The sequence below is a fragment of the Fictibacillus nanhaiensis genome, from assembly GCF_042686385.1.
Taxonomy (GTDB): Bacteria; Bacillota; Bacilli; order Bacillales; family Fictibacillaceae; genus Fictibacillus; species Fictibacillus nanhaiensis.
This window is the reverse complement of record NZ_JBHUPF010000006.1, coordinates 857,381-876,082: the sequence shown is the minus strand read 5'-3', so window position 1 is coordinate 876,082 and position 18,702 is coordinate 857,381. Positions and strand designations below refer to the sequence as shown.

The window sequence follows — 18,702 nt, the reverse complement described above, 5'->3', positions numbered from 1 at the left end:
TTCATTGTAGTGTAAGGTGGGAGACTTCTGGGGGATTAGCGTGCCTTCTGCTTGAATAAGCATCTCGCAAGGCATGCGACGAGGAAGCTTACTTCGGTAGCATTGCTAGTAGACGCAGGAGCAAAAATGCATTCTAAGAAGGCATGAGGTGGCTCACCGCACGCCCCCCGGACAGCGAGCGCGTGAAACGGAGATCAACCTCTTACACCCTCTCAATAGAATTAACGAACTTTATATGACTCCACCAAGCAGTCTTCGAATTGGATGACGTGTGTATTCCGACATAAGTCGATAGTTCGGCCTTATGATCTCCGCTGTTAAAAAGGCGGAAACCGTTGCGCCAGGCATTCTTTTTTGATTAAGCACATCGATAACCTCTCCAATTGTTCCTGTTCCGATGCCATGACCAAAAAATTGTCCGTTTCCAAGATCGATTAAGTTTTCACCTTGCCATTGAGGCGTATTCGGGTGATGTTCTGGATTTTTAACATATCTTACATCTCCAGGCAACGAATCCCCAGATGGTACAGCGATAATCTGTAGATCCTCATCATGTTCCGTACTGTAGAGAAGCAACCCGTTAAACAATTGATCAAACATACCCGCTCCAATTGTTTCAAGAATCGCTTTGTACATCATGATCATTATAGCTGTTGTACATTCGAACCCGTACCTTTTTCCATTGATAAAAATATCTGAGATGGCGTCAGAAGGACGGACATCTGATCGAAGCAAAAAACCGCCATAAGCTGTTCTTCTCCAATATTGTGGATTGCAGCGTGAATTCACGAACGTTGCAAATCCTGCTCCGCTATCTCGCATACCGTTTGCAGCAGCTACAATATTTGTACGCATGACCACTTCAAATAAAAACTGATGTGGACTTGTGTAATAAAACGATTCTCTGGATTTTTGAAGCTTTTCGCCTACTTGTTTCTGTGTAGGTGTAAGCGATTTGAAACCAGAGATTTGAGCCGTTTCTACCGGATATCCATTAACAAAAATCATTTCTCTCCCCCCTGTCTGCACAGGATATTACATAGTATGGCGAGAAGAGAAAAGTGGTGTTTTTTTAAGCACCTCTTTTATGCACGAAATCAAAGGACATTCTCTGTTCATTCACGGGATTCTGTGTTCCTGACATGCGATCACGTTTCTCTTTTTTATAATGTCTGGTTTGTAGGTGATCCTGAAAACCTTCTCCTATAAGCTGAAAAGCATATATAGCGATACCGAACATAATGATTGGACCGAGTGCGATATAAGGATTGGCATGAATCTGAATATAATAATTCCCAACAAGACCTGACCACTCGTTTGACAATGATTTAGGTGGATCGGCCATCATCGGATTAAAATCAATATCTGTTCCTCCAAAGAACAACTTAAAGTAACCGAGGTGAGTAAAAATAATCAGTACTTGAACGCATTGCTGACACCATACAATGACAAGCTTGGGCAACATATGAGGAATAACATGTTTAGTGAAAACACGCCACCTACTAGCCCCTAATAGTCGTGCTCCTTCTATAAACTCTTCTTTTAATACAGATGCCATCATGTTCCCGATCATCGAACCGAGTAATGGCACTACGAGCAACGTTAAAATAATAACTTCCAGACCAATCCGTTCCGTAAACGTATAGAGAAAGAACTCTTCTCCTTCAGCACTCAACTGCTCACGTATTATGGGGCTTAAAATGAACACAGCGATAATCGTGAGTGGAATAAAATAAAAAGAACTAAGTAGCTGATCTAACCCTTTACGGATCTTCTCTGGTAAATAGAAAGCAAATGGAATCGCCACGATAAAACTAAACAGGACACGAAACACACCGATCGCAATAACTGCGAGTAGAGTGAATTTTGCTCCTTGCAATACTTTTTGGCTGATATCATAACCTAAGGGGTCTGTACCTAGTGGAAACATGAGAGATGGCTCAAAAGGTGCGCCTCCTATCAAGTTTTTGTCATCATCATAAAGCAGCTGAACTTGACGAACGTCACTATCATAAAACAATGCGAATCCAAAGCTAGAAAAGATGAATACGCTCAAGATGGTTAGACCGACCCAAAACTTACTGCTGCGAATCAAATCAGCTCACCTCTTCTCGATAACCGGATGATGGTCCATTCGAAAAGAGCATATAAAAGGAAAAAAGGAATAACGAGCAAAATTAAGCAAGCTGCTAACATCTCTGGTCTAAAATCACTGTACATATAATGGGTAATTCCATGGATATTAAAGATCACCTCCACAAGGAGAAGGTTTGAGATCATAAACCAAAGAACAGACTTTGAAAAGTGAAAGATTCCTTCACTTGTATTCCTCGTCACGTGGACGATAAGTACATATATTCTTCTCATGCCCTTCGCTAAACTCATTTCGACATATGATTTTCCAAGCTCCTCTTCTGAAAGAAGAATCATCATCTTATAAAAATAAACAAAAGGCAAAATCATTAAGCACACGATCGGTACTATATAAATTCTGTCCTCAGCCCCTAATGAAGCCACATTTGAGACGAGAATTCCTGTTTTTTTAAAAATAAGAACAATTGCCATCTGTACGAGTGCAAAAACAAGAAGATCTGGTAATGATTCTAAAAAAGTAAGAATGTTCTTCACTGCTCTTCTTATGAACATCGGCATTATTAACGTGCACCAAGTAAGGAGCTGTGCCATACAAAAGGCAATAGCTAATGCTCCAAAAAGAATGGTTAATGAATACAGATATGGCGACCAGATATCATCTAAAAACAATCTCTGCTTACCCTGGTTCATATAAGTCATCTCATTTAAATGAATCACATCAAATAGAACAACTTTGATTTTTTGAAAATACATGGATACGTTCTTGTTCATGATTAACTCTGGTAGTCCGCTGATCAATATGATTGAAATAATCGTTAAAAACAGCTGCATGAACAATTTTTTTATAATCCTCATAAAGCTCCCCCTTTTCTTTTTAGACGAAGCATTCATTGCTTTTTATTCACTTCCTTATTTTTGAAGGATAAAACGGCTAAAACAATCCATATTAAGGAAGAGAAAAACATATGGAATTGAGGACAGACTATGTGGAATAAGATCAGGATTGGAGTTCTATTAACGGCTTGTTTAAGCTTCTTCTTTCCCCTCACCACTGAAGCAAAAGAACCCCTAACCTATTTCCCAATCGTAAAAAAGGGGGAGGTTTTGGAGTGGGAGAAAGTAAACAAACTCCTTCCTAAAGGTGCTACTTTTAAAGTTGTGGATTTAGAGACAGGCTTTTATTTTCAAGTACAAAGAAGAGCGGGTAATAAGCATGCCGATGTACAGCCGTTGACTAGAGACGATACTGCTGTTCTAAAGCACCTCTATAACGACAAATGGAGCTGGAACCGCCGCGCTATACTAATTCCCGTAAATGGCAGGATGCTTGCTGGCAGCATGCACGGAATGCCTCACGGAGCAGGAGCATTAGAGAACGGATTTCCTGGCCATTTTTGCATACACTTTTTAGGTAGTTCAACACACCGTTCTCGCAATATAGATCCTTCCCATCAATTTATGATCTTAAAAGCTGGAGGACAACTTACGAAATACGCAGCTGGAGCAAGCGCAAAACAAGCCGTGTCTATGTTTTTAGTCGGTATGAAACAGCAAGACATCAAAATAGCCATGCCTGTCCTTAACAAGGCGCTGTTAAAAGATCCAACCATTACAAAGCTGTTCAAAGGGATCACGAGTATGCAGTATGATATTAGATCTCCAAGCACCAGGTATCCACCTGTTGTTCGAACGGAAATAAGAGCACGAGTAAAAAAATACGATGATAGCGGTTTACAAACGGATACCCTAACCTTTTTAATGGAACGAAAATCAATGACAGACAGCTGGAAAATCATAAAAATCAGATTCTAGAACCTAAAGAAGCTTTTTCTTTAGGTTTTTTTGTTTAGAGAGTTGTGAGGATCAAAGGGGTATAGCGCGATTAGACATTGTCGATACATGTCGACTCGCGGTTATATGATCAATCTCGCGGAATTAACGTAAAGACTCGCGGTAATAACACTAAAATTTCAGGGATTATAGGTGGGAAAAGAATCTTTAATACCCCACACCGTAAAAATAGCATTCACTTATCCCCTTCACGTTGATAAAACACGAATAAAAATATATTTTTTAAATAAATTGTTCGTATTTCAGTTGAAATCCACTTTAATAATTGTTATATTTACCAAGGGAAAAAACAATTCAAGAAAAACTACCAAGTATTTCAAGGGGGATTATTATGAATACCCATTATGATGTAATTGTTGTTGGCGCAGGTCCTGCAGGGATCTTTACGAGCTACGAACTAACGAGACAGCTTCCAGATGCAAAAATATTGTTAATAGATAAAGGACATGACATCTATGCACGTTCGTGTCCAATTTTAGAGAAGAAAGTTCAAAAATGTCCACCTGCAGCAGGTAGAAAAGAATTTGCGGGTTGTTTACCTGCTTGCTCGATCACAAACGGCTTTGGTGGAGCAGGAGCTTATTCGGATGGAAAGTTCAATATTACGAGCGAATTCGGAGGATGGATGACTGATTATCTTTCTGAAGAACAAGTGGTCGAACTTATTAAATATGTAGATGATATCAACTTAGAGCATGGTGCTACAGATTCGATCACGGATCCTCTCACCCCTGAAGTTAAAGATATTGAAAAGCGCGGTTATGCCGCTGGTTTAAAGCTGTTACGAGCTCAAGTTCGCCATCTTGGTACAGAACAAAACCTTGAAATACTAAAAAGCATATACGAATATTTAAAAACGCGCATCGAGATGAAATATAAAGCGGAGGTTGAAGATCTCATTACAGAACGAACGACTGAAGGATATGTAGCAAAAGGGATTCTTTTAAAAGACGGAACCTCTCTTACATCCGAGAAAGTTGTTATTGTTCCTGGGCGGGATGGGTCAACATGGCTAACTAAGATCCTTAAGAAACGCCGTATTAAAATGACAGCTAACCAAGTCGATATTGGCGTTCGCGTGGAAACGTCCAACTTGGTGATGGAAGAGATCAATAAGCACCTTTATGAAGGGAAATTTGTCTTTAATACATCTGTGGGCACAAAAGTAAGAACGTTCTGTTCTAACCCTTCTGGACATGTAGTCGTGGAGAACCACTCTGGCATCATGCTTGCGAACGGACACGCTTATAAAGATCCAAAGCTAGGCAGTGAGAACACAAACTTTGCACTGCTCGTATCACATCAGTTTGCTGAACCATTCGATCAGCCAACTGAGTACGCTCATGAAGTCTCTAAACTTGCCAACCAGCTGTCTATGGGTGGGCTAGTCGTTCAGAAATATGGAGATATCTTAAAAGGGCGTCGCTCTACAGATAAGCGTATAAAAGAAGGCTTCCTTCGTCCAACGTTAAAAGAAGCGGTTCCAGGTGACCTTGGGCTTGTGCTTCCATATAACACGATGAAAAGTTTGATTGAGATGACTGAGGCTTTGGATAAAGTAACACCAGGGATCGCATCTGAACACACATTGTTCTATGGTGTAGAAGCTAAGTTTTATTCTGCTCGTCCAAAACTCGATGACAAGTTTGAGTCAGAGATCAACGGACTCTATGTGGGTGGAGATGGTGCTGGGATTACGCGTGGTCTAGCCCAAGCAAGTGCATGTGGCGTTTGGATCGCTCAAAACGTTGCAGCGAAAATAAAAGAAAAAACACCAGCGTTGGTATAATTTAAATAAAAAATGCCTTAGGATTCTGATCCTAAGGCATTCGTTTTTGCTTAATTTGTAGAGAAGATAACGATTCTACCTCTTATTACAGCAATGATAAAACCTACAACTGATCCAATGATCGCTGGGATCAGCCACCCGATTCCATCTGCAAATAGAGGAATATATGAATAAATCTGTTCGATTGCACCAAGTTTAATTCCAAAAGCTTTCAATCCATCTGCTATTGAGACCAGAGCAGTTGCAACGATTCCACCGATATATACTTCTTTTCTTCCAGAGAACAAATCATGTAAGAAGGAAAGCAGAATCAAAACGATCGCAATCGGATAGATCGCTGTTAAAACAGGTACAGAAACAGAGATGAGTTGTGTTAATCCTAAGTTTGCAACACCTGCACTGAACACACTCATAATAAGTACAACCGTTTTATACGAAACATTTGGAAACATTTTTTTTGCAAACTCACCACATGCGGTGACAAGACCTACAGAAGTTGTTAAACAAGCTAGCGCGACAGCTAGTCCAAGTAGTACGTTTCCAAACGGACCAAATAGTTCTGCTACAACATTTGTAAGAATCTGACCGCCGTTATCCGTCTGCCCAAGTGCCTGACTTGTTGCTCCTAAATAGGCTAAGATCCCATAAACAGCGGCTAAACAAGTAGCTGCGATCAACCCCGCTTTAATAACCATCTTAGTCACTTGTTCTTTTTTCATTTCTGGCCGTTTCACTGCTGTGATGACTACGATACCAAACGCAAGTGCGCCAAGTGTATCCATCGTCAAATAACCATCCATAAATCCTTTAATTAGTGGATTACTAGCATAATCAGGAGATGCTGTTCCTAATTTTCCAACCGGTGTTATGACCGCTTTAACTAAAAGGGATACGATAATCAGCAATAATAATGGCGTTAAGATATTTCCGATTCGGTCTACCAGTTTTGATGGATTTAACGACAGCCAGTAGGTTACGGTAAAGAATACAACCGTAAACAAGAAAAGAGTTAAACCATTGTTCATGCTTTCTGGTAAGAAAGGAACAACAGCCATCTCATAAGAAACGGTTCCTGTTCTCGGAATTCCGAAGAATGGCCCGATAGCTAAATAAAGGATGGTCGCGAAAACAGAACCGAACAATGGATTCACTCGCTCTGTTAACGTCTGTAGTCCACCACCTGTTCGTGCTAGCGCGATTACCCCTAATAAAGGTAATCCAACACCTGTTATAAAAAAGCCAACCATGGATTGCCAGACCATCTCACCTGCTGACTGACCCAATGCTGGCGGAAAGATTAAATTTCCAGCTCCAAAAAACAAAGCAAATAACATCAAGCCCACCGAGAGCGTTCGCTTCTGCATATTTAATTTCCTCCTCCGTGGTCATCTATACAAATTAATTTTATTTTAGGTTTTATCGAATTTTGTCGAAATATTTTTTATCCATATGTATTTGTAACATGATATGAGATTGGAGTCAATATTCAGATATAATGAATTTTCTAACAAATGTTTTCGTAAAGAAAGGACTGAGACAACTCAGTCCTTATACAACATGATTTAACGGTTTGTTGGAAACACACGCTTAATCGTATCGTTAAACTCTTTTACGAAACCTGATACAGGATTTCCTTTGTTGATCTCGTCTGCATATCCGTTCATACGATCGATGAAATCAGGATTTGTTGATACAAATACATCATTGATGTCAGGATCTGTTTTTCGAACCGTATCCCCGATCTTCTTTTCTGTTTCTCTTGAAAGCTTCATGCTTTCTCCACCCTTAAGCTTTGCCGCTACATATGCGTTGTTCTCTGTAACGATAACAGTCGCATCTTCTACCTCTTTAAGGTCTGTTACTTTGTTAGCCGCTTTATCTGCTACGTCCATACGTGTGTTTTCATCGTATTGATTATTCATACCCATATCCATGTTGTTGTTCATGTTATTCATATTGCGATCAGCACGATTGTCGTAATTCACTTCCGTCATGTTGTTACGCGCTTCTTTTCCCATGTCCTTATCGTTGTTGTTCATTCCGCAAGCACCTAGGAAAGATGATAGCATTACGGCCATTGAAGTAACGAGAATAGTCTTTTTCATTAAATGACACTCCTTTAAAAATTTTTGACTGTCATCTAATAAAATTTGTTTGTTGAAGAGAAAATATACATAGCAATGATTTTTATTAAAAGCTGTTTTCGTAAGCTTTGTTGCTTTTGGAAGTGTTGATTTCCGTTCCAGGCTGCTCGCTTTCCACGGGGCAGACGCTGAGCCACATTCGTACGTTTCACTCTTAAGTGTCTCAGCTGCCCGCCTGTCCCGTAGGAGTCTCGCATCTTCCACTCCAATCAATATTCAAAGGTGACAAGGAGTTCAAAGCAACAATCTTTTAGAAAAGAACGTTGTTAAAAGACATAAAAAAAGCCTTCCAGTATTGGAAGACATTATTATTTAAACCATCCATTCGAATAGGATCCTTTGTTTTTTGGCTTAAAGATAAGCCACGCAACAATACAAAGGATAACGATTGTAAAGGCAAAAAGACCAACTTTATGAATCACTTCCATGACTAAAGCCCATCGACCTGCCAGCTGATAACCAATCACGATAAAAAACGAACACCAGAATAGAGCGCCACTATAAGCGTAAAGCGCAAATTGTCTCCAATTCAAAGAGTACATTCCAGCAAAGTAAGCAGTCAGATGTCTGATTCCTGGCATAAAATATCCAAAGAACAACGCTGATTTTCCATACTTTAAAAAGAAATTCTGTGTTTTATCTATTTTCTCTTCAGAAATTCCAAATTTCGGACCTAACTTTTTTAATAGAGGTTTACCACAGATGTTACCGAAATAATAGCTACCGGTTATACCTGTAATTGCTCCTAAAAATGCACTCAATACAGCTGGTAAAGCGGGAAGATCTCCAGCAAAAATGAAGTATCCTACCGTCGCTAAAAGGATCTCATCCGGAATAGGCAACCCGATAATCCCTAGTGCCAATAATAAAAAAATACCAAAGTAGCTATATTGATGAATGATATTAAATAGGTCAAATTCCATGACGTCACCAACTTCTTTTTTTACACCTTCTACCATTGTAACGATAAATGGGGTGATTTGGAAAGAGAAAAATACATTTAAGTATATAGCATGGTGATTTTTACTATGTATTTAGGTCGTGTGATTCTTACTCGTAGTAAGTATAAACGTTATATCATTCCATGCTAAGCATTCTTCAATCAATTGCTGCTTTCCTACCGTGATCTTTTCTTCCTCTATCTTTTTCCCACCTAATGAAATATATGCTTGTTTAGATGGATTATCTTTTAACACCCACACGATCATACTTTTCTTACCTATAGATAGGAGTTCTTCAGCGAATCTTTTTAGCATTCTTGTTCCATGCCCTTTTTGTTGCACGGCTTTTAACAAGTAAAAAGCATAGATCTCACTATCAAATGGATGGTGTGATCTGATTGAACCTCCAGATATAAATCCACAAAGTTGCTTTTGTTGATCTTCCAAAACGAGCACAATATGTGATTCTTGCATCAACCATTCTTTCCATCTCTGTTCTCTTTCCTTAACCGACATCTGTGATAGATAGTCATCCTCTACTATGCCTTTATAAGATTGCTGCCAGCTTTCCACGTGAACTTTCGCAATTTCTGCTGCATCTGTTAGGTTGGCCCGTCGGATGTTCATATCTTCTTCCTCCTCTCTTTAATTCGTTATCATACCCACCATTTACTTTGAGGTAATAGCGTTACCGGCAATTGAAAATTTACCTCGAACCAATTTTTCAACTGTGTGGCATGTACTAAATATTCGGAAGCAGCATGTGATACACCGATTAAACTCATTGAAGTCTGTGCAATATAGCATTTCATGTGTTCATACTTCTTTTTGCCGTATTCATTATCGATGTGACAGTGCACCTCACCAGTCAAATAGGCTTCTGCCCCCATCTTCTCCGCTTCTATCATCGTCTCTACTTTATCACCACATCCTGCTACAATCGCAATCTTCGTTATGTTTTTATGGATTACACCTTGCACATCTGCATAGGGAATATCAAATAATTCAGTTGATCCAACAATTAATTCTTCTGTAGAAGTAGGAGCTATCTGACAAAGAATCCCGCAAGCTCCGTTATCATCCTTCAATAGTTCTCCAACCACTTTTGCGCCCAATGCTTTTCCCCAAGCATCACTCGTGCTGATCTTGCGTGAATAATCGAGTGGTACATGAAGTGTAAACACCGATAAACGCTTTTTCTTCATCTGCTTTATAAAAAGAGGAGGTATCGGCATAAACCCTCTACCCCAATTGCCTTTTGGATCTCCGCATTCCATGACAATGGGGTGATGCATAAATAGTAGATCTCCAGGATTACTTTCAGAAATAAATCTTTCAAGTACTTCGTCTGTAGGAAAAACAGCTAGAAATATACGTTTGACCTCTTCATCACCTCTAAGCATGAGTCCGTTAAACAACTTCGTAAATTCAGGTTCAAACTCATGCCGCCAATTAAAATGTATGGGATCGTACACCATCGGAATAAATCTACTGAACGCTGGGTCTGTTCCAATTTTTCTATATGTAAAAAGTTCATCGATCGCGTGATCTATCCTCTTCAGTTCCACCATCTTGTTTTCGTCCTTTCTTGCGCGAGGTTTTTTCGATAGCCCATTTTCGTAAAGCATTTATTAAGCATTCAACAATTTTTTAAAATAAATTATCTCTGGATCTCCTTCGTCTAAGTTATTAACGAAACCACTCTTCTTAAAATGGTTCTTAATGAATACCTTTTTCATAGATTCATTAGATTCATTTGTCGAAGAGAATAGTTTGTTTGTGGGTGAGATCTTACTCATGTGCGTTAACAAACTACTCGCCAATCCCTTTCTTTGATGAGCCGGGTCAACCATGATGAGGGATATAAAACAGCAATCAAAGAAATGAGTGTGGTAGATAAGAAATGCAGCGACTTCTTCTTCTTCATACAGAATCAAACATCTTTCCTCTTTTATCGCCTGATGGATCTCTTCTTTTCTATGATCACTTCCTATCATTTTTTTATCTAGTTCTATAATTTTATGAAGATGGTGTTTCTTCGCATTCTGAATTTCCATATGTACCGTCCTTTTGTTTGTCATTATGTTTGGTTTTGCTACAATAAAGAAAAAAGTTGAGGTGTTCTATTTATGGCAATTGTAGATATTACGATCATTCCAATCGGTACTGAAACTCCAAGCGTTAGCGAATATGTAGCAGAAATACAAAAAGTTCTTCAGCAAAACAAAGATAAGGTAAATTACCAGCTTACTCCGATGAGTACATTGATCGAAGGAGAGCTTCCAGATCTCTTTGATGTTATTCAGCAACTTCACGAGGTTCCTTTTTCAAATGGCATTCAGCGCGTAGCCACAAACATTCGCATCGATGACCGCCGTGATAAAAAATCCACGATGACAGGTAAGCTGGAAGCTGTAGAAGCAAGGATGACTAAGGAGTAATTACTTACCTAGTTTTATTTTTCGTATGGCGCTCGTTCAGCATGCATTTCATGCCGATGAACGAGCTTTCAATCAACCACATTTACAAAAAAGCTTACTCTCATAGGGCTATCCGCCCCACTCAGAGTAAGCTTTTCTTTATTTATTCGCCCTTTGAAGTCTTTACTTCTGCTTTTTCCTTTGTTGCTACTGCATTAGGTTCTTTTTTAGCAAATTCGATGCGAAGATCGTCGATGCTGTTGCGAACATTCCCTTTGCCAGAGAAATTTTCTAGCAGTTCTTTAACATCAATGCCTGAAGATGCTTTTAAAGATTCTTGAAGGGATGACATTAAGTTTGTCGCATAACCTGTGATACGGTTTGCTCCACCATTCTCACTGCCGCCTGTATCCACGACTGTAATTTTATCGATGTTAGAAAGTGGTGCTGCCACTTGCTTCGCGTATTCAGGAAGCATCTTAATCATCATATCCATCATCGCAGCCTGACCGTATAACTCAAACGCTTCAGCGATCTTTTGTTTCGCTTCGGCTTCAGCAAGACCTTTCAGACGGATAACATCTGCTTCGGATTCCCCTTTTGCACGTTCCGCTTCTGCTCTTGAAAGTCCGTCTAAGCGCACTTTCTCAGCTTCGGCTTTTGCCATAGCTTCAACACGGTATTTATGAGCATCCGCTTCAGCCACTTGCTTACGCTTATCTGCTTCGGCTGACTGTTCAACCGCATAACGATCTGCGTCAGCTTTTTTCTTAACTTCTGAGTCGTACTGCTTTTCACGACGCAGGATCTCTTTTTCTTCAAGTTCGATCTGCTTTTGACGCTCGATGATTTTAATCTGCATTTGTTGTTCGGTTACTTGCTGTTTTGCGATCGCTTCTTCTAAGTGGTAAGCCTGGTCTGCACGGGCTTTGGCAACATCTTGTTCACGACGGAACTCAGCTACTTTCAACTGATTCATCTTTTCAGCTTCCGCTACTTCTGTCGCGCGGCCTAACTCAGACTGCTTCGCTTCTTTATCTGCTTCAGCACGTTTAATACGCGTTTCTTTTTCAGCTTCTGCCATCGCCATATCAGCATCACGCTTAATCTGTGCGATTCGAGGCTTACCAAGAGAATCAAGGTATCCGTTCTTATCACGTAGATCTTTGATCGTAAACGATACGATGATCAATCCCATTTTAGCTAGATCTTGAGAAGCTACACGTTGCACTTCCTGTGAAAATTTTTCACGATTCTTATAGATCTCTTCTACCGTCATAGATCCTAAAATGGAACGTAAATGTCCTTCAAGAACTTCACGTGCTTCATTCTCACGATCTTCTTTCAACTTACCTAGGAATTGTTCAGCTGCAGTCGCGATCTCACCGATTGAGCTTCCTACTTTGATGATTGCTGTTCCGTCAGCCATAACTGGAACACCTTGCTCTGTATATACCTCTGGTGTTTGCACGTCTAACTTACTCGTTAACAAACTAAGTGGCTTTGCTTGTTGGAAAACAGGAAGTACAAACGTACCGCCTCCACGAACGATCTTGATACGATTTCCCGCTTCATCAATATTTACGTTCTTGCTTCCTAAGAAGCTTCCTGTAACGATTAATGCTTCATCTGGGCTCGCCGTTCTATACTTTGTGATAAAAACACTAATAAGAGCAACGACTAAGAAAACGGCAACCCCTATCACAATAAATAATGGTGAAAAACTCATAATAACCCCTCCAGATTAATGAATATATGTTTGTTCCACTTGCTCATAACGCATGACGGATACGACACCTTTTTGGATATCAATGATCAACACTTTTTCTCCTTGAGAGATTGGTTTGTTATCCATGCTAATCGCTGATTTTGAAATCCTTCCGCTGATTCCTTCAATTAAGATCTCCCCAAACCCATCTGTCGGAACCGAAGTAAGTACGGTGCCCACTCTCCCTTTAAGATCTTCATCTCGATAAGCTAAAGATTCTTCTGAAGACCGGATCGGCATCAAGACGAAAACGTTTAATAGAGTAACGAGCAACAACGAAAGTAAACCACTGAACACCATGATGAACCAACTGTTTATACCCGTCATGATCTCTAATAAATAGCCCGAAGCCGTCCCGATTGTAAAAAAGGATAAGATGAGCGATGGATGCAAAAAGTCTACAGCTGCATCAAGCATGTCACCAAATAAGATGTATACGAAAGTAATGCATCCAAAAACAATAAAACTTCCTAAATAGATCGTAGACAACGGATATCCGAATAGTTCCATAGTCTTCTCTCCTGTCTTCATATACTTTTACTTCAAAATAAGAATTGACCACGTCCTTTTTGTCGAATTTGATATAACCTTAACAAAGTGAAACAAAAAAGATTGTAAAATTTTGTCGACAACGATTAATTTCCAATATTGGTTTTATATAGATATTTACGAGCGTTTCAGAAAAAAGTTTCAGTTAGTTAACAATATTTTGTATAATTTTGTTAAAAGGAGTGAAATCCAATGTATGCAGAAAAATTGTGGCAGTATTTAAACAACAAAGCTAATAAAGAAGATGCAGAGCCAATGAAAAAGTATATGCGTGATCAGTTCGAATTTTTCGGGATTCGTTCTCCCATTTTGAAACAAAGCATGAAGGAATTCTTAAAAGAAAATGGATTGCCTTCAAAAGAAGAATTATCGTCATTTATCAACGAAGCTTGGTCTAGACCGGAACGAGAGATGCAGTATGCGACGTTTACAATAGTGGATAAATTAAAGAAGCAGATGACAAAAGAGGATATTGAATGGATCGAGTATACCATCGTGAATAAAAGCTGGTGGGATACGGTTGATTATATTGCTAAACAAATCGCGGGTTATTATTTGATGAAGTTTCCAGAAGAGATCGAACATGTTACGGAACGTTGGATTCAATCCAAGAATATCTGGCTAATGCGATCGGCAATTCTGTTTCAACTCGGATATAAAGACAAGACCGATAAAGAACTTCTTGCACAGATCATTAAAGATACAAAGTACGATCAAGATTTCTTTATACGAAAAGGAATTGGATGGGCATTAAGAGAGTATGCATACACGGATCCTGATTGGGTGTGGGAGTTCGTTCATTCAGAGGAGTTAAGTCCGCTCTCCTATAAAGAGGCGATTAAAAATATTAAAAAGACAAAGCAGCCGCATTAAATACGGCTGTTTCTTTTATTTCTCTTGTTCTCTGACAACATAACGAATCGCATTTCTAAAAGAGACAAAAGAGAGTTGATTGGTATGCACACCAAGAGCAACCATATCTTTGACCATTTCCTTAGGAAATCCGCAATACAATACATCGGCTCCCATTAATTTTATCGCATCTGTTAGGTTTTGAATCTCGATACCAAGCTCAGAATCTGTAATGGTCGTTACACCTGAAAAGTCTAAGATTACGTAATCGGCTCCATTGTTTAGACATTCTTTCAATAGTTTTGCAGTCAACGTTTCAAGTCTTTCTAGTGTAAGTTCACCAATCAGCGGAACTAAAAGCGTATGTTCTGCAACGGTTTGAAGGATAGGCGTTGCTAGCTCATTCAGAATTTCTTTTGTTCTTTCTCTTTCCTGTTCGCGCTCTGTTATGTCTTTCCACGTTATTAGATAGCCTCTTTTCTGATTTTCAACAAGCAGCTCCGTTACAATTAATCTTGCAACACATCTATCAAAAAGAACAATTTGTCTATCAATAGGAAACTGACCTTCAGTCAACGCCTCTTCTTTGATAATGTTTGTATGAAGACTTTTAATAGGCTGACCGATCATGTCTTCCGGAGAACCAATATTTATAAATTCACTCATCATTTGAAGTAAATTCTTACTGCTATTATTCATCCAACAGATGTGAAATTTTTCATCTATAAAAAAGATATTTTCTTCTAAGCAATTCAGTGTGTCCTTGATCGGACGCTCTAACACATAAGTCATGAGAAGTGCTCCTCTTTGTAAAGTCCTGTTCTCATCATATCGGAATTTTCACTATTACACTATTAAAATGACTAGAGTCCCCCCAGATATGTAAGCGCTATCTAAATCTTTACAAAAAACCCTGTTGTATGATGCTTCAACTCCATGTAAAATGTCCATATCAAACAAACATATGTATTTTCCATATAAACAAAGGGGCGGATATTAAATGGTTACTCACGTTTCAGTAGGACTTTTGGGATTAGGAACGGTCGGCAGTGGTGTTGTTAGAATGATTGAAGGAAATCGAGAAGAATTGCAGCACCGAGTGGGATGCCCTGTTTTTATCGAGAAAATACTCGTACAGAATGTCGAGAAAGAACGTCTTGTCTCCATTAACAATGAATGGTTAACGCAGCATCCCGAAGATGTTATTCAAAATCCAAATATACAGGTTGTTATAGAAGTGATGGGCGGTATTGAATTAGCACGAGAATATATCACACTTGCTCTTCAAAATAAAAAGCATGTGATCACAGCAAACAAAGATCTGATGGCCCTATACGGTGCAGAACTCTTACAAGTGGCACATGAAAATGAATGTGATCTCTTTTATGAAGCAAGTGTTGCAGGAGGCATTCCTATCATTCGATCACTTGTAGATGGGTTAGCTTCAGACAAAATTACGAAGATGATGGGAATCGTAAACGGAACAACAAACTACATTCTTACAAAAATGGATAAACAACAGCGCAACTATGAGGAAGTATTAAAAGAAGCTCAAGATCTTGGATACGCAGAAGCGGACCCCACATCAGATGTAGAGGGAATCGATGCAGCGAGGAAGATGGCCATTCTCTCAACCCTCGGATTTTCCATGCACATCCACTTAGATGACGTAACTGTGTCAGGTATATCCAAGGTTACACAAGAGGATCTTGAATACGCGCGTCAGTTCGGTTATACGCTGAAATTGATCGGAAACGCAAAGAAGGATAACGGAAAAGTAGAGATTAGTGTTGAGCCTACTCTCCTCCCAGACTCACATCCATTAGCAAGTGTTCACAATGAATACAATGCAGTCTATGTATACGGTGAGTCTGTGGGAGAAACGATGTTCTTTGGACCAGGAGCAGGACAGTTACCGACTGCTACGTCCGTTGTTTCAGATTTAGTTGCTGTTGTTAAAAACATGCGACTTGGAGTGAACGGGAAAAGCGTAGTTGCTCCCCAGTTTGATAAACAATTAAAACAACCGAACGAGATCGACGGAAAATTCTTTTACCGGTTGTACGTGAAAGATGAGGCAGGTGCTTTCTCTTCAATCACTTCTCTGTTTGCATTGCATGACATCTCACTTGAAAAATTAATTCAAAGCCCTGTAGATCATAAAGGAGTTGCAGAAATTGTAATCGTAACCCACGGAACGAACAAACAGCAAGACAATCACGTCTACAACCTGCTTCGGGACTCTGAAGTCGTACAAGAAATCAAAAGTCACTATCGTGTGGAGGGAGCTTAATATGCTTTGGAAAGGACTTTTACAACAATATAAAGAATATCTGCCTGTCACTGAGTCTACTCCCCTTCTTTCCTTGAACGAAGGGCATACTCCACTTATTCCACTTACACATCTTTCAAAGGAATGGGGCATCAACCTCTATGCAAAGTACGAAGGAGCGAATCCTACAGGCTCTTTTAAAGACAGAGGGATGGTCATGGCTGTGGCTAAAGCAAAAGAAGAAGGCAGTAGAGCCATCATCTGTGCTTCTACTGGAAATACCTCTGCCGCAGCTGCCGCGTACGGCGCAAGAGCTTGCCTTCGATGTATCGTTGTTATTCCTGATGGTAAGATCGCTCAAGGAAAACTGGCTCAAGCAAAAATGTATGGAGCAGAGATCTTTGCCATAGAAGGAAATTTTGATGAAGCACTTCAGATGGTACAGAAAATGAGTGAAGAAGAAGACTTCACTCTCGTTAACTCTGTAAATCCATATCGTCTGGAAGGACAGAAAACAGCGGCTTTCGAATTAGTTGATGCGCTTGAAGGAGCACCTGACATTTTAGCTATACCAGTCGGAAATGCCGGTAACATCAGTGCTTATTGGAAAGGGTTCAAAGAGTATGATGCCGTTAAATCCTCCGGTCTCCCTCGCATTCATGGATTTCAAGCTGCAGGTGCAGCTCCAATCGTAAATGGATCTGTTGTGAAGAATCCTGAAACGATTGCAACGGCCATTCGAATCGGGAATCCTGCCAGCTGGAAGTTAGCTTCATCTGCATTAGAAGAATCAGGTGGAGTCATTGATTCTGTCACAGATGAAGAAATCTTAGAAGCGTATCAGATGCTCGCTTCCAAAGAAGGTGTTTTTGCTGAACCTGCTTCATGCAGTACAATTGCTGGATTGTATAAACAACATAAACAAGGAGTACTTCCAAACGGCGCTTCCGTTGTGGCCATCCTAACAGGTAATGGTCTTAAAGATCCTGATATCGCACTAAAAACAGTGAAACAAGAACCAATCGTGATTCCGAATGATTTTGATCTATTACGTCAACAGCTAAAAGGATGTGTTGTTTAAATGAAAGCAGAACCTTTTTCCATCCATGTTCCAGCAAGTACAGCCAATCTTGGCCCAGGCTTTGATTCTGTCGGCCTTGCTCTAAATAGATACTTAACCGTTCACGTTCAGCCGTTCGCTCCACGAAAAACAACATTTCACGGAGAAGAGCTTCAGGCATTCAATAAAGATGAAAACAACTTAATCATGCAGGCTGCACATTTCACGGCAGATTCATTTCAAAAAAAACTGCCTCCGTGTCAGTTAGATGTGGTTAGTACCTTTCCAACATCAAAAGGAATGGGAAGTTCTGCATCAGCAATCGTTGCAGGCATTGAACTGGCAAACATCCTTTTAGACCTTGAACTTTCTAGAGAATCCAAATCACTTCTTGCAAGTTCACTAGAAGAACATCCTGATAATGTGATTCCTGCCATCTTTGGAGGACTCACAATCAGTTTTTACAATGGACAAGTGGTCGAAACGGTCCATGTTCCTGATGTGGCAGTTGAGATGATCGTCGCCATTCCAGATGGAGTTCTTCATACAAAACAATCAAGAGGTTCCCTGCCAAATCTTCTTCCGTTCAACAAAGCGGTTGAAGGCAGTGCGATTAGCAATGTTCTTGTAGCCGCTTTAATGAAGAATGATTGGAAGAAAGCAGCGGATATGATGAATCGCGATCTTTTTCACGAGCCGTTTCGTTCAAAATGGGTACCTCTATATACTGAACTCAAAGAAAAAGCGATCGAGCTCGGTGCTTATGGTGCTGCTATAAGCGGTTCTGGACCGTCCATCGTCTGCTTCACTCCTCACCAAAAAGCTGCTGGTATCACAGAACAACTTTCTACGTTGTTTCCTCAGTACCACTTTGAGACGGTCTTTCCTGATCGTAGAGGAGTAGTTGTTGAAAAATGTTTGTCTGCCGCTTTATGATCCTTGATTCTATAGACTTGAAAAAG

20 protein-coding genes are annotated in these 18,702 nt (G+C 39.8%); 7 read left to right on the top strand and 13 right to left on the bottom strand.

All coding sequences use genetic code 11. The annotated features are described in order from the left end of the window. Positions 1–231 precede the first annotated feature (231 nt). From ACFS5O_RS07960 to ACFS5O_RS07950, 3 genes are all read right to left on the bottom strand, one after another. Positions 232–1,008: a protein-glutamine gamma-glutamyltransferase gene (locus tag ACFS5O_RS07960; protein WP_144698200.1), complete on the bottom strand. Its 777-nt coding sequence runs from the start codon at positions 1,006–1,008 to the stop codon at positions 232–234. 64 nt (positions 1,009–1,072) lie between these two features. Then, positions 1,073–2,095 carry an ABC transporter permease gene (locus ACFS5O_RS07955; protein ID WP_205725414.1) on the bottom strand — a complete coding sequence of 341 codons (1,023 nt, stop codon included), beginning with the start codon at positions 2,093–2,095 and terminating at the stop codon, positions 1,073–1,075. Further along, positions 2,092–2,949, bottom strand: coding sequence for an ABC transporter permease subunit (locus ACFS5O_RS07950; protein ID WP_205725413.1), 858 nt, complete (start codon positions 2,947–2,949; stop codon positions 2,092–2,094). The genes ACFS5O_RS07955 and ACFS5O_RS07950 overlap by 4 nt, the downstream gene beginning before the upstream one ends. Before the next feature lie 249 nt (positions 2,950–3,198). On the opposite strand from ACFS5O_RS07950, the gene ACFS5O_RS07945 reads away from it, so the two are divergent. Next, positions 3,199–3,906 (top strand): hypothetical protein, encoded by a 708-nt coding sequence (locus tag ACFS5O_RS07945; protein WP_318300141.1) that lies wholly within the window; start codon positions 3,199–3,201, stop codon positions 3,904–3,906. 370 nt (positions 3,907–4,276) lie between these two features. Next, entirely contained in the window at positions 4,277–5,734 is a 1,458-nt protein-coding gene (locus ACFS5O_RS07940; RefSeq protein WP_205725411.1) for an NAD(P)/FAD-dependent oxidoreductase, read from the top strand. A gap of 50 nt (positions 5,735–5,784) precedes the next feature. Here ACFS5O_RS07940 and brnQ read toward each other — a convergent pair whose 3' ends face one another. The 7 genes from brnQ to ACFS5O_RS07905 form a co-directional block, all read right to left on the bottom strand. After that, complete coding sequence (gene brnQ / locus ACFS5O_RS07935; RefSeq protein WP_205725410.1) at positions 5,785–7,098, bottom strand: branched-chain amino acid transport system II carrier protein; 1,314 nt, start codon at positions 7,096–7,098, stop codon at positions 5,785–5,787. Between the two features lie 198 nt (positions 7,099–7,296). Then, positions 7,297–7,839 (bottom strand): YhcN/YlaJ family sporulation lipoprotein, encoded by a 543-nt coding sequence (locus ACFS5O_RS07930; protein ID WP_205725409.1) that lies wholly within the window; start codon positions 7,837–7,839, stop codon positions 7,297–7,299. A gap of 35 nt (positions 7,840–7,874) precedes the next feature. Then, entirely contained in the window at positions 7,875–8,075 is a 201-nt protein-coding gene (locus ACFS5O_RS07925) for a hypothetical protein (RefSeq protein WP_205725408.1), read from the bottom strand. A 111-nt stretch (positions 8,076–8,186) separates the two neighbouring features. Beyond that, the gene (locus ACFS5O_RS07920) at positions 8,187–8,801 is read right to left on the bottom strand and encodes a DedA family protein (RefSeq protein WP_066397481.1); all 615 of its coding nucleotides are present in this window, start codon (positions 8,799–8,801) and stop codon (positions 8,187–8,189) included. Between the two features lie 111 nt (positions 8,802–8,912). Beyond that, positions 8,913–9,446, bottom strand: a complete 534-nt coding sequence (locus ACFS5O_RS07915; RefSeq protein ID WP_205725407.1) for a GNAT family N-acetyltransferase — start codon at positions 9,444–9,446, stop codon at positions 8,913–8,915. A gap of 29 nt (positions 9,447–9,475) precedes the next feature. After that, a complete protein-coding gene (locus tag ACFS5O_RS07910; protein WP_205725406.1) occupies positions 9,476–10,390 on the bottom strand; it encodes a Nif3-like dinuclear metal center hexameric protein in 915 nt (304 codons plus the stop codon). Between the two features lie 60 nt (positions 10,391–10,450). After that, positions 10,451–10,876, bottom strand: a complete 426-nt coding sequence (locus ACFS5O_RS07905) for a GNAT family N-acetyltransferase (RefSeq protein WP_205725405.1) — start codon at positions 10,874–10,876, stop codon at positions 10,451–10,453. Between the two features lie 72 nt (positions 10,877–10,948). Here ACFS5O_RS07905 and ACFS5O_RS07900 point away from each other — a divergent pair, with 72 nt between their 5' ends. Then, on the top strand, positions 10,949–11,260 hold the full coding sequence (locus tag ACFS5O_RS07900; protein WP_066397496.1) for an MTH1187 family thiamine-binding protein: 312 nt from the start codon (positions 10,949–10,951) through the stop codon (positions 11,258–11,260). 142 nt (positions 11,261–11,402) lie between these two features. Here the strand turns inward: ACFS5O_RS07900 and floT are convergent, their stop codons facing one another. Both floT and ACFS5O_RS07890 read right to left on the bottom strand, forming a co-directional pair. After that, positions 11,403–12,968, bottom strand: a complete 1,566-nt coding sequence (gene floT / locus ACFS5O_RS07895; RefSeq protein ID WP_066397498.1) for a flotillin lipid rafts scaffold protein FloT — start codon at positions 12,966–12,968, stop codon at positions 11,403–11,405. A 15-nt stretch (positions 12,969–12,983) separates the two neighbouring features. Beyond that, positions 12,984–13,517 carry an NfeD family protein gene (locus tag ACFS5O_RS07890; RefSeq protein WP_205725404.1) on the bottom strand — a complete coding sequence of 178 codons (534 nt, stop codon included), beginning with the start codon at positions 13,515–13,517 and terminating at the stop codon, positions 12,984–12,986. A 231-nt stretch (positions 13,518–13,748) separates the two neighbouring features. Between ACFS5O_RS07890 and ACFS5O_RS07885 the strand changes: the two genes are divergently transcribed. Beyond that, positions 13,749–14,429 carry a DNA alkylation repair protein gene (locus ACFS5O_RS07885; RefSeq protein ID WP_205725403.1) on the top strand — a complete coding sequence of 227 codons (681 nt, stop codon included), beginning with the start codon at positions 13,749–13,751 and terminating at the stop codon, positions 14,427–14,429. Between the two features lie 15 nt (positions 14,430–14,444). On the opposite strand, the gene ACFS5O_RS07880 is transcribed toward ACFS5O_RS07885, so the two are convergent. After that, on the bottom strand, positions 14,445–15,200 hold the full coding sequence (locus ACFS5O_RS07880; protein ID WP_205725402.1) for a hypothetical protein: 756 nt from the start codon (positions 15,198–15,200) through the stop codon (positions 14,445–14,447). A 208-nt stretch (positions 15,201–15,408) separates the two neighbouring features. On the opposite strand from ACFS5O_RS07880, the gene ACFS5O_RS07875 reads away from it, so the two are divergent. Genes ACFS5O_RS07875 through thrB form a run of 3 tightly spaced genes read left to right on the top strand, consistent with a single transcriptional unit; the run spans position 15,409 to position 18,676 of the window. Further along, on the top strand, positions 15,409–16,701 hold the full coding sequence (locus tag ACFS5O_RS07875) for a homoserine dehydrogenase (protein ID WP_205725401.1): 1,293 nt from the start codon (positions 15,409–15,411) through the stop codon (positions 16,699–16,701). A 1-nt stretch (position 16,702) separates the two neighbouring features. Continuing rightward, the gene (gene thrC / locus ACFS5O_RS07870; RefSeq protein ID WP_205725400.1) at positions 16,703–17,761 is read left to right on the top strand and encodes a threonine synthase; all 1,059 of its coding nucleotides are present in this window, start codon (positions 16,703–16,705) and stop codon (positions 17,759–17,761) included. Continuing rightward, a complete protein-coding gene (thrB, locus tag ACFS5O_RS07865) occupies positions 17,762–18,676 on the top strand; it encodes a homoserine kinase (RefSeq protein ID WP_205725399.1) in 915 nt (304 codons plus the stop codon). Positions 18,677–18,702 lie beyond the last annotated feature (26 nt).

What these genes read in the sequence shown, in the direction of transcription:
- ACFS5O_RS07960 (WP_144698200.1), bottom strand. Translation starts at nt 1,008, where the DNA reads ATGATTTTTGTTAATGGATATCCGGTAGAAACGGCTCAAATCTCTGGT.
- ACFS5O_RS07950 (WP_205725413.1), bottom strand. Translation starts at nt 2,949, where the DNA reads ATGAGGATTATAAAAAAATTGTTCATGCAGCTGTTTTTAACGATTATT.
- ACFS5O_RS07940 (WP_205725411.1), top strand. Translation starts at nt 4,277, where the DNA reads ATGAATACCCATTATGATGTAATTGTTGTTGGCGCAGGTCCTGCAGGG.
- brnQ (WP_205725410.1), bottom strand. Translation starts at nt 7,098, where the DNA reads ATGCAGAAGCGAACGCTCTCGGTGGGCTTGATGTTATTTGCTTTGTTT.
- ACFS5O_RS07930 (WP_205725409.1), bottom strand. Translation starts at nt 7,839, where the DNA reads ATGAAAAAGACTATTCTCGTTACTTCAATGGCCGTAATGCTATCATCT.
- ACFS5O_RS07925 (WP_205725408.1), bottom strand. Translation starts at nt 8,075, where the DNA reads ATGCGAGACTCCTACGGGACAGGCGGGCAGCTGAGACACTTAAGAGTG.
- ACFS5O_RS07920 (WP_066397481.1), bottom strand. Translation starts at nt 8,801, where the DNA reads ATGGAATTTGACCTATTTAATATCATTCATCAATATAGCTACTTTGGT.
- ACFS5O_RS07915 (WP_205725407.1), bottom strand. Translation starts at nt 9,446, where the DNA reads ATGAACATCCGACGGGCCAACCTAACAGATGCAGCAGAAATTGCGAAA.
- ACFS5O_RS07910 (WP_205725406.1), bottom strand. Translation starts at nt 10,390, where the DNA reads ATGGTGGAACTGAAGAGGATAGATCACGCGATCGATGAACTTTTTACA.
- ACFS5O_RS07905 (WP_205725405.1), bottom strand. Translation starts at nt 10,876, where the DNA reads ATGGAAATTCAGAATGCGAAGAAACACCATCTTCATAAAATTATAGAA.
- ACFS5O_RS07900 (WP_066397496.1), top strand. Translation starts at nt 10,949, where the DNA reads ATGGCAATTGTAGATATTACGATCATTCCAATCGGTACTGAAACTCCA.
- floT (WP_066397498.1), bottom strand. Translation starts at nt 12,968, where the DNA reads ATGAGTTTTTCACCATTATTTATTGTGATAGGGGTTGCCGTTTTCTTA.
- ACFS5O_RS07890 (WP_205725404.1), bottom strand. Translation starts at nt 13,517, where the DNA reads ATGGAACTATTCGGATATCCGTTGTCTACGATCTATTTAGGAAGTTTT.
- ACFS5O_RS07885 (WP_205725403.1), top strand. Translation starts at nt 13,749, where the DNA reads ATGTATGCAGAAAAATTGTGGCAGTATTTAAACAACAAAGCTAATAAA.
- ACFS5O_RS07880 (WP_205725402.1), bottom strand. Translation starts at nt 15,200, where the DNA reads ATGACTTATGTGTTAGAGCGTCCGATCAAGGACACACTGAATTGCTTA.
- ACFS5O_RS07875 (WP_205725401.1), top strand. Translation starts at nt 15,409, where the DNA reads ATGGTTACTCACGTTTCAGTAGGACTTTTGGGATTAGGAACGGTCGGC.
- thrC (WP_205725400.1), top strand. Translation starts at nt 16,703, where the DNA reads ATGCTTTGGAAAGGACTTTTACAACAATATAAAGAATATCTGCCTGTC.
- thrB (WP_205725399.1), top strand. Translation starts at nt 17,762, where the DNA reads ATGAAAGCAGAACCTTTTTCCATCCATGTTCCAGCAAGTACAGCCAAT.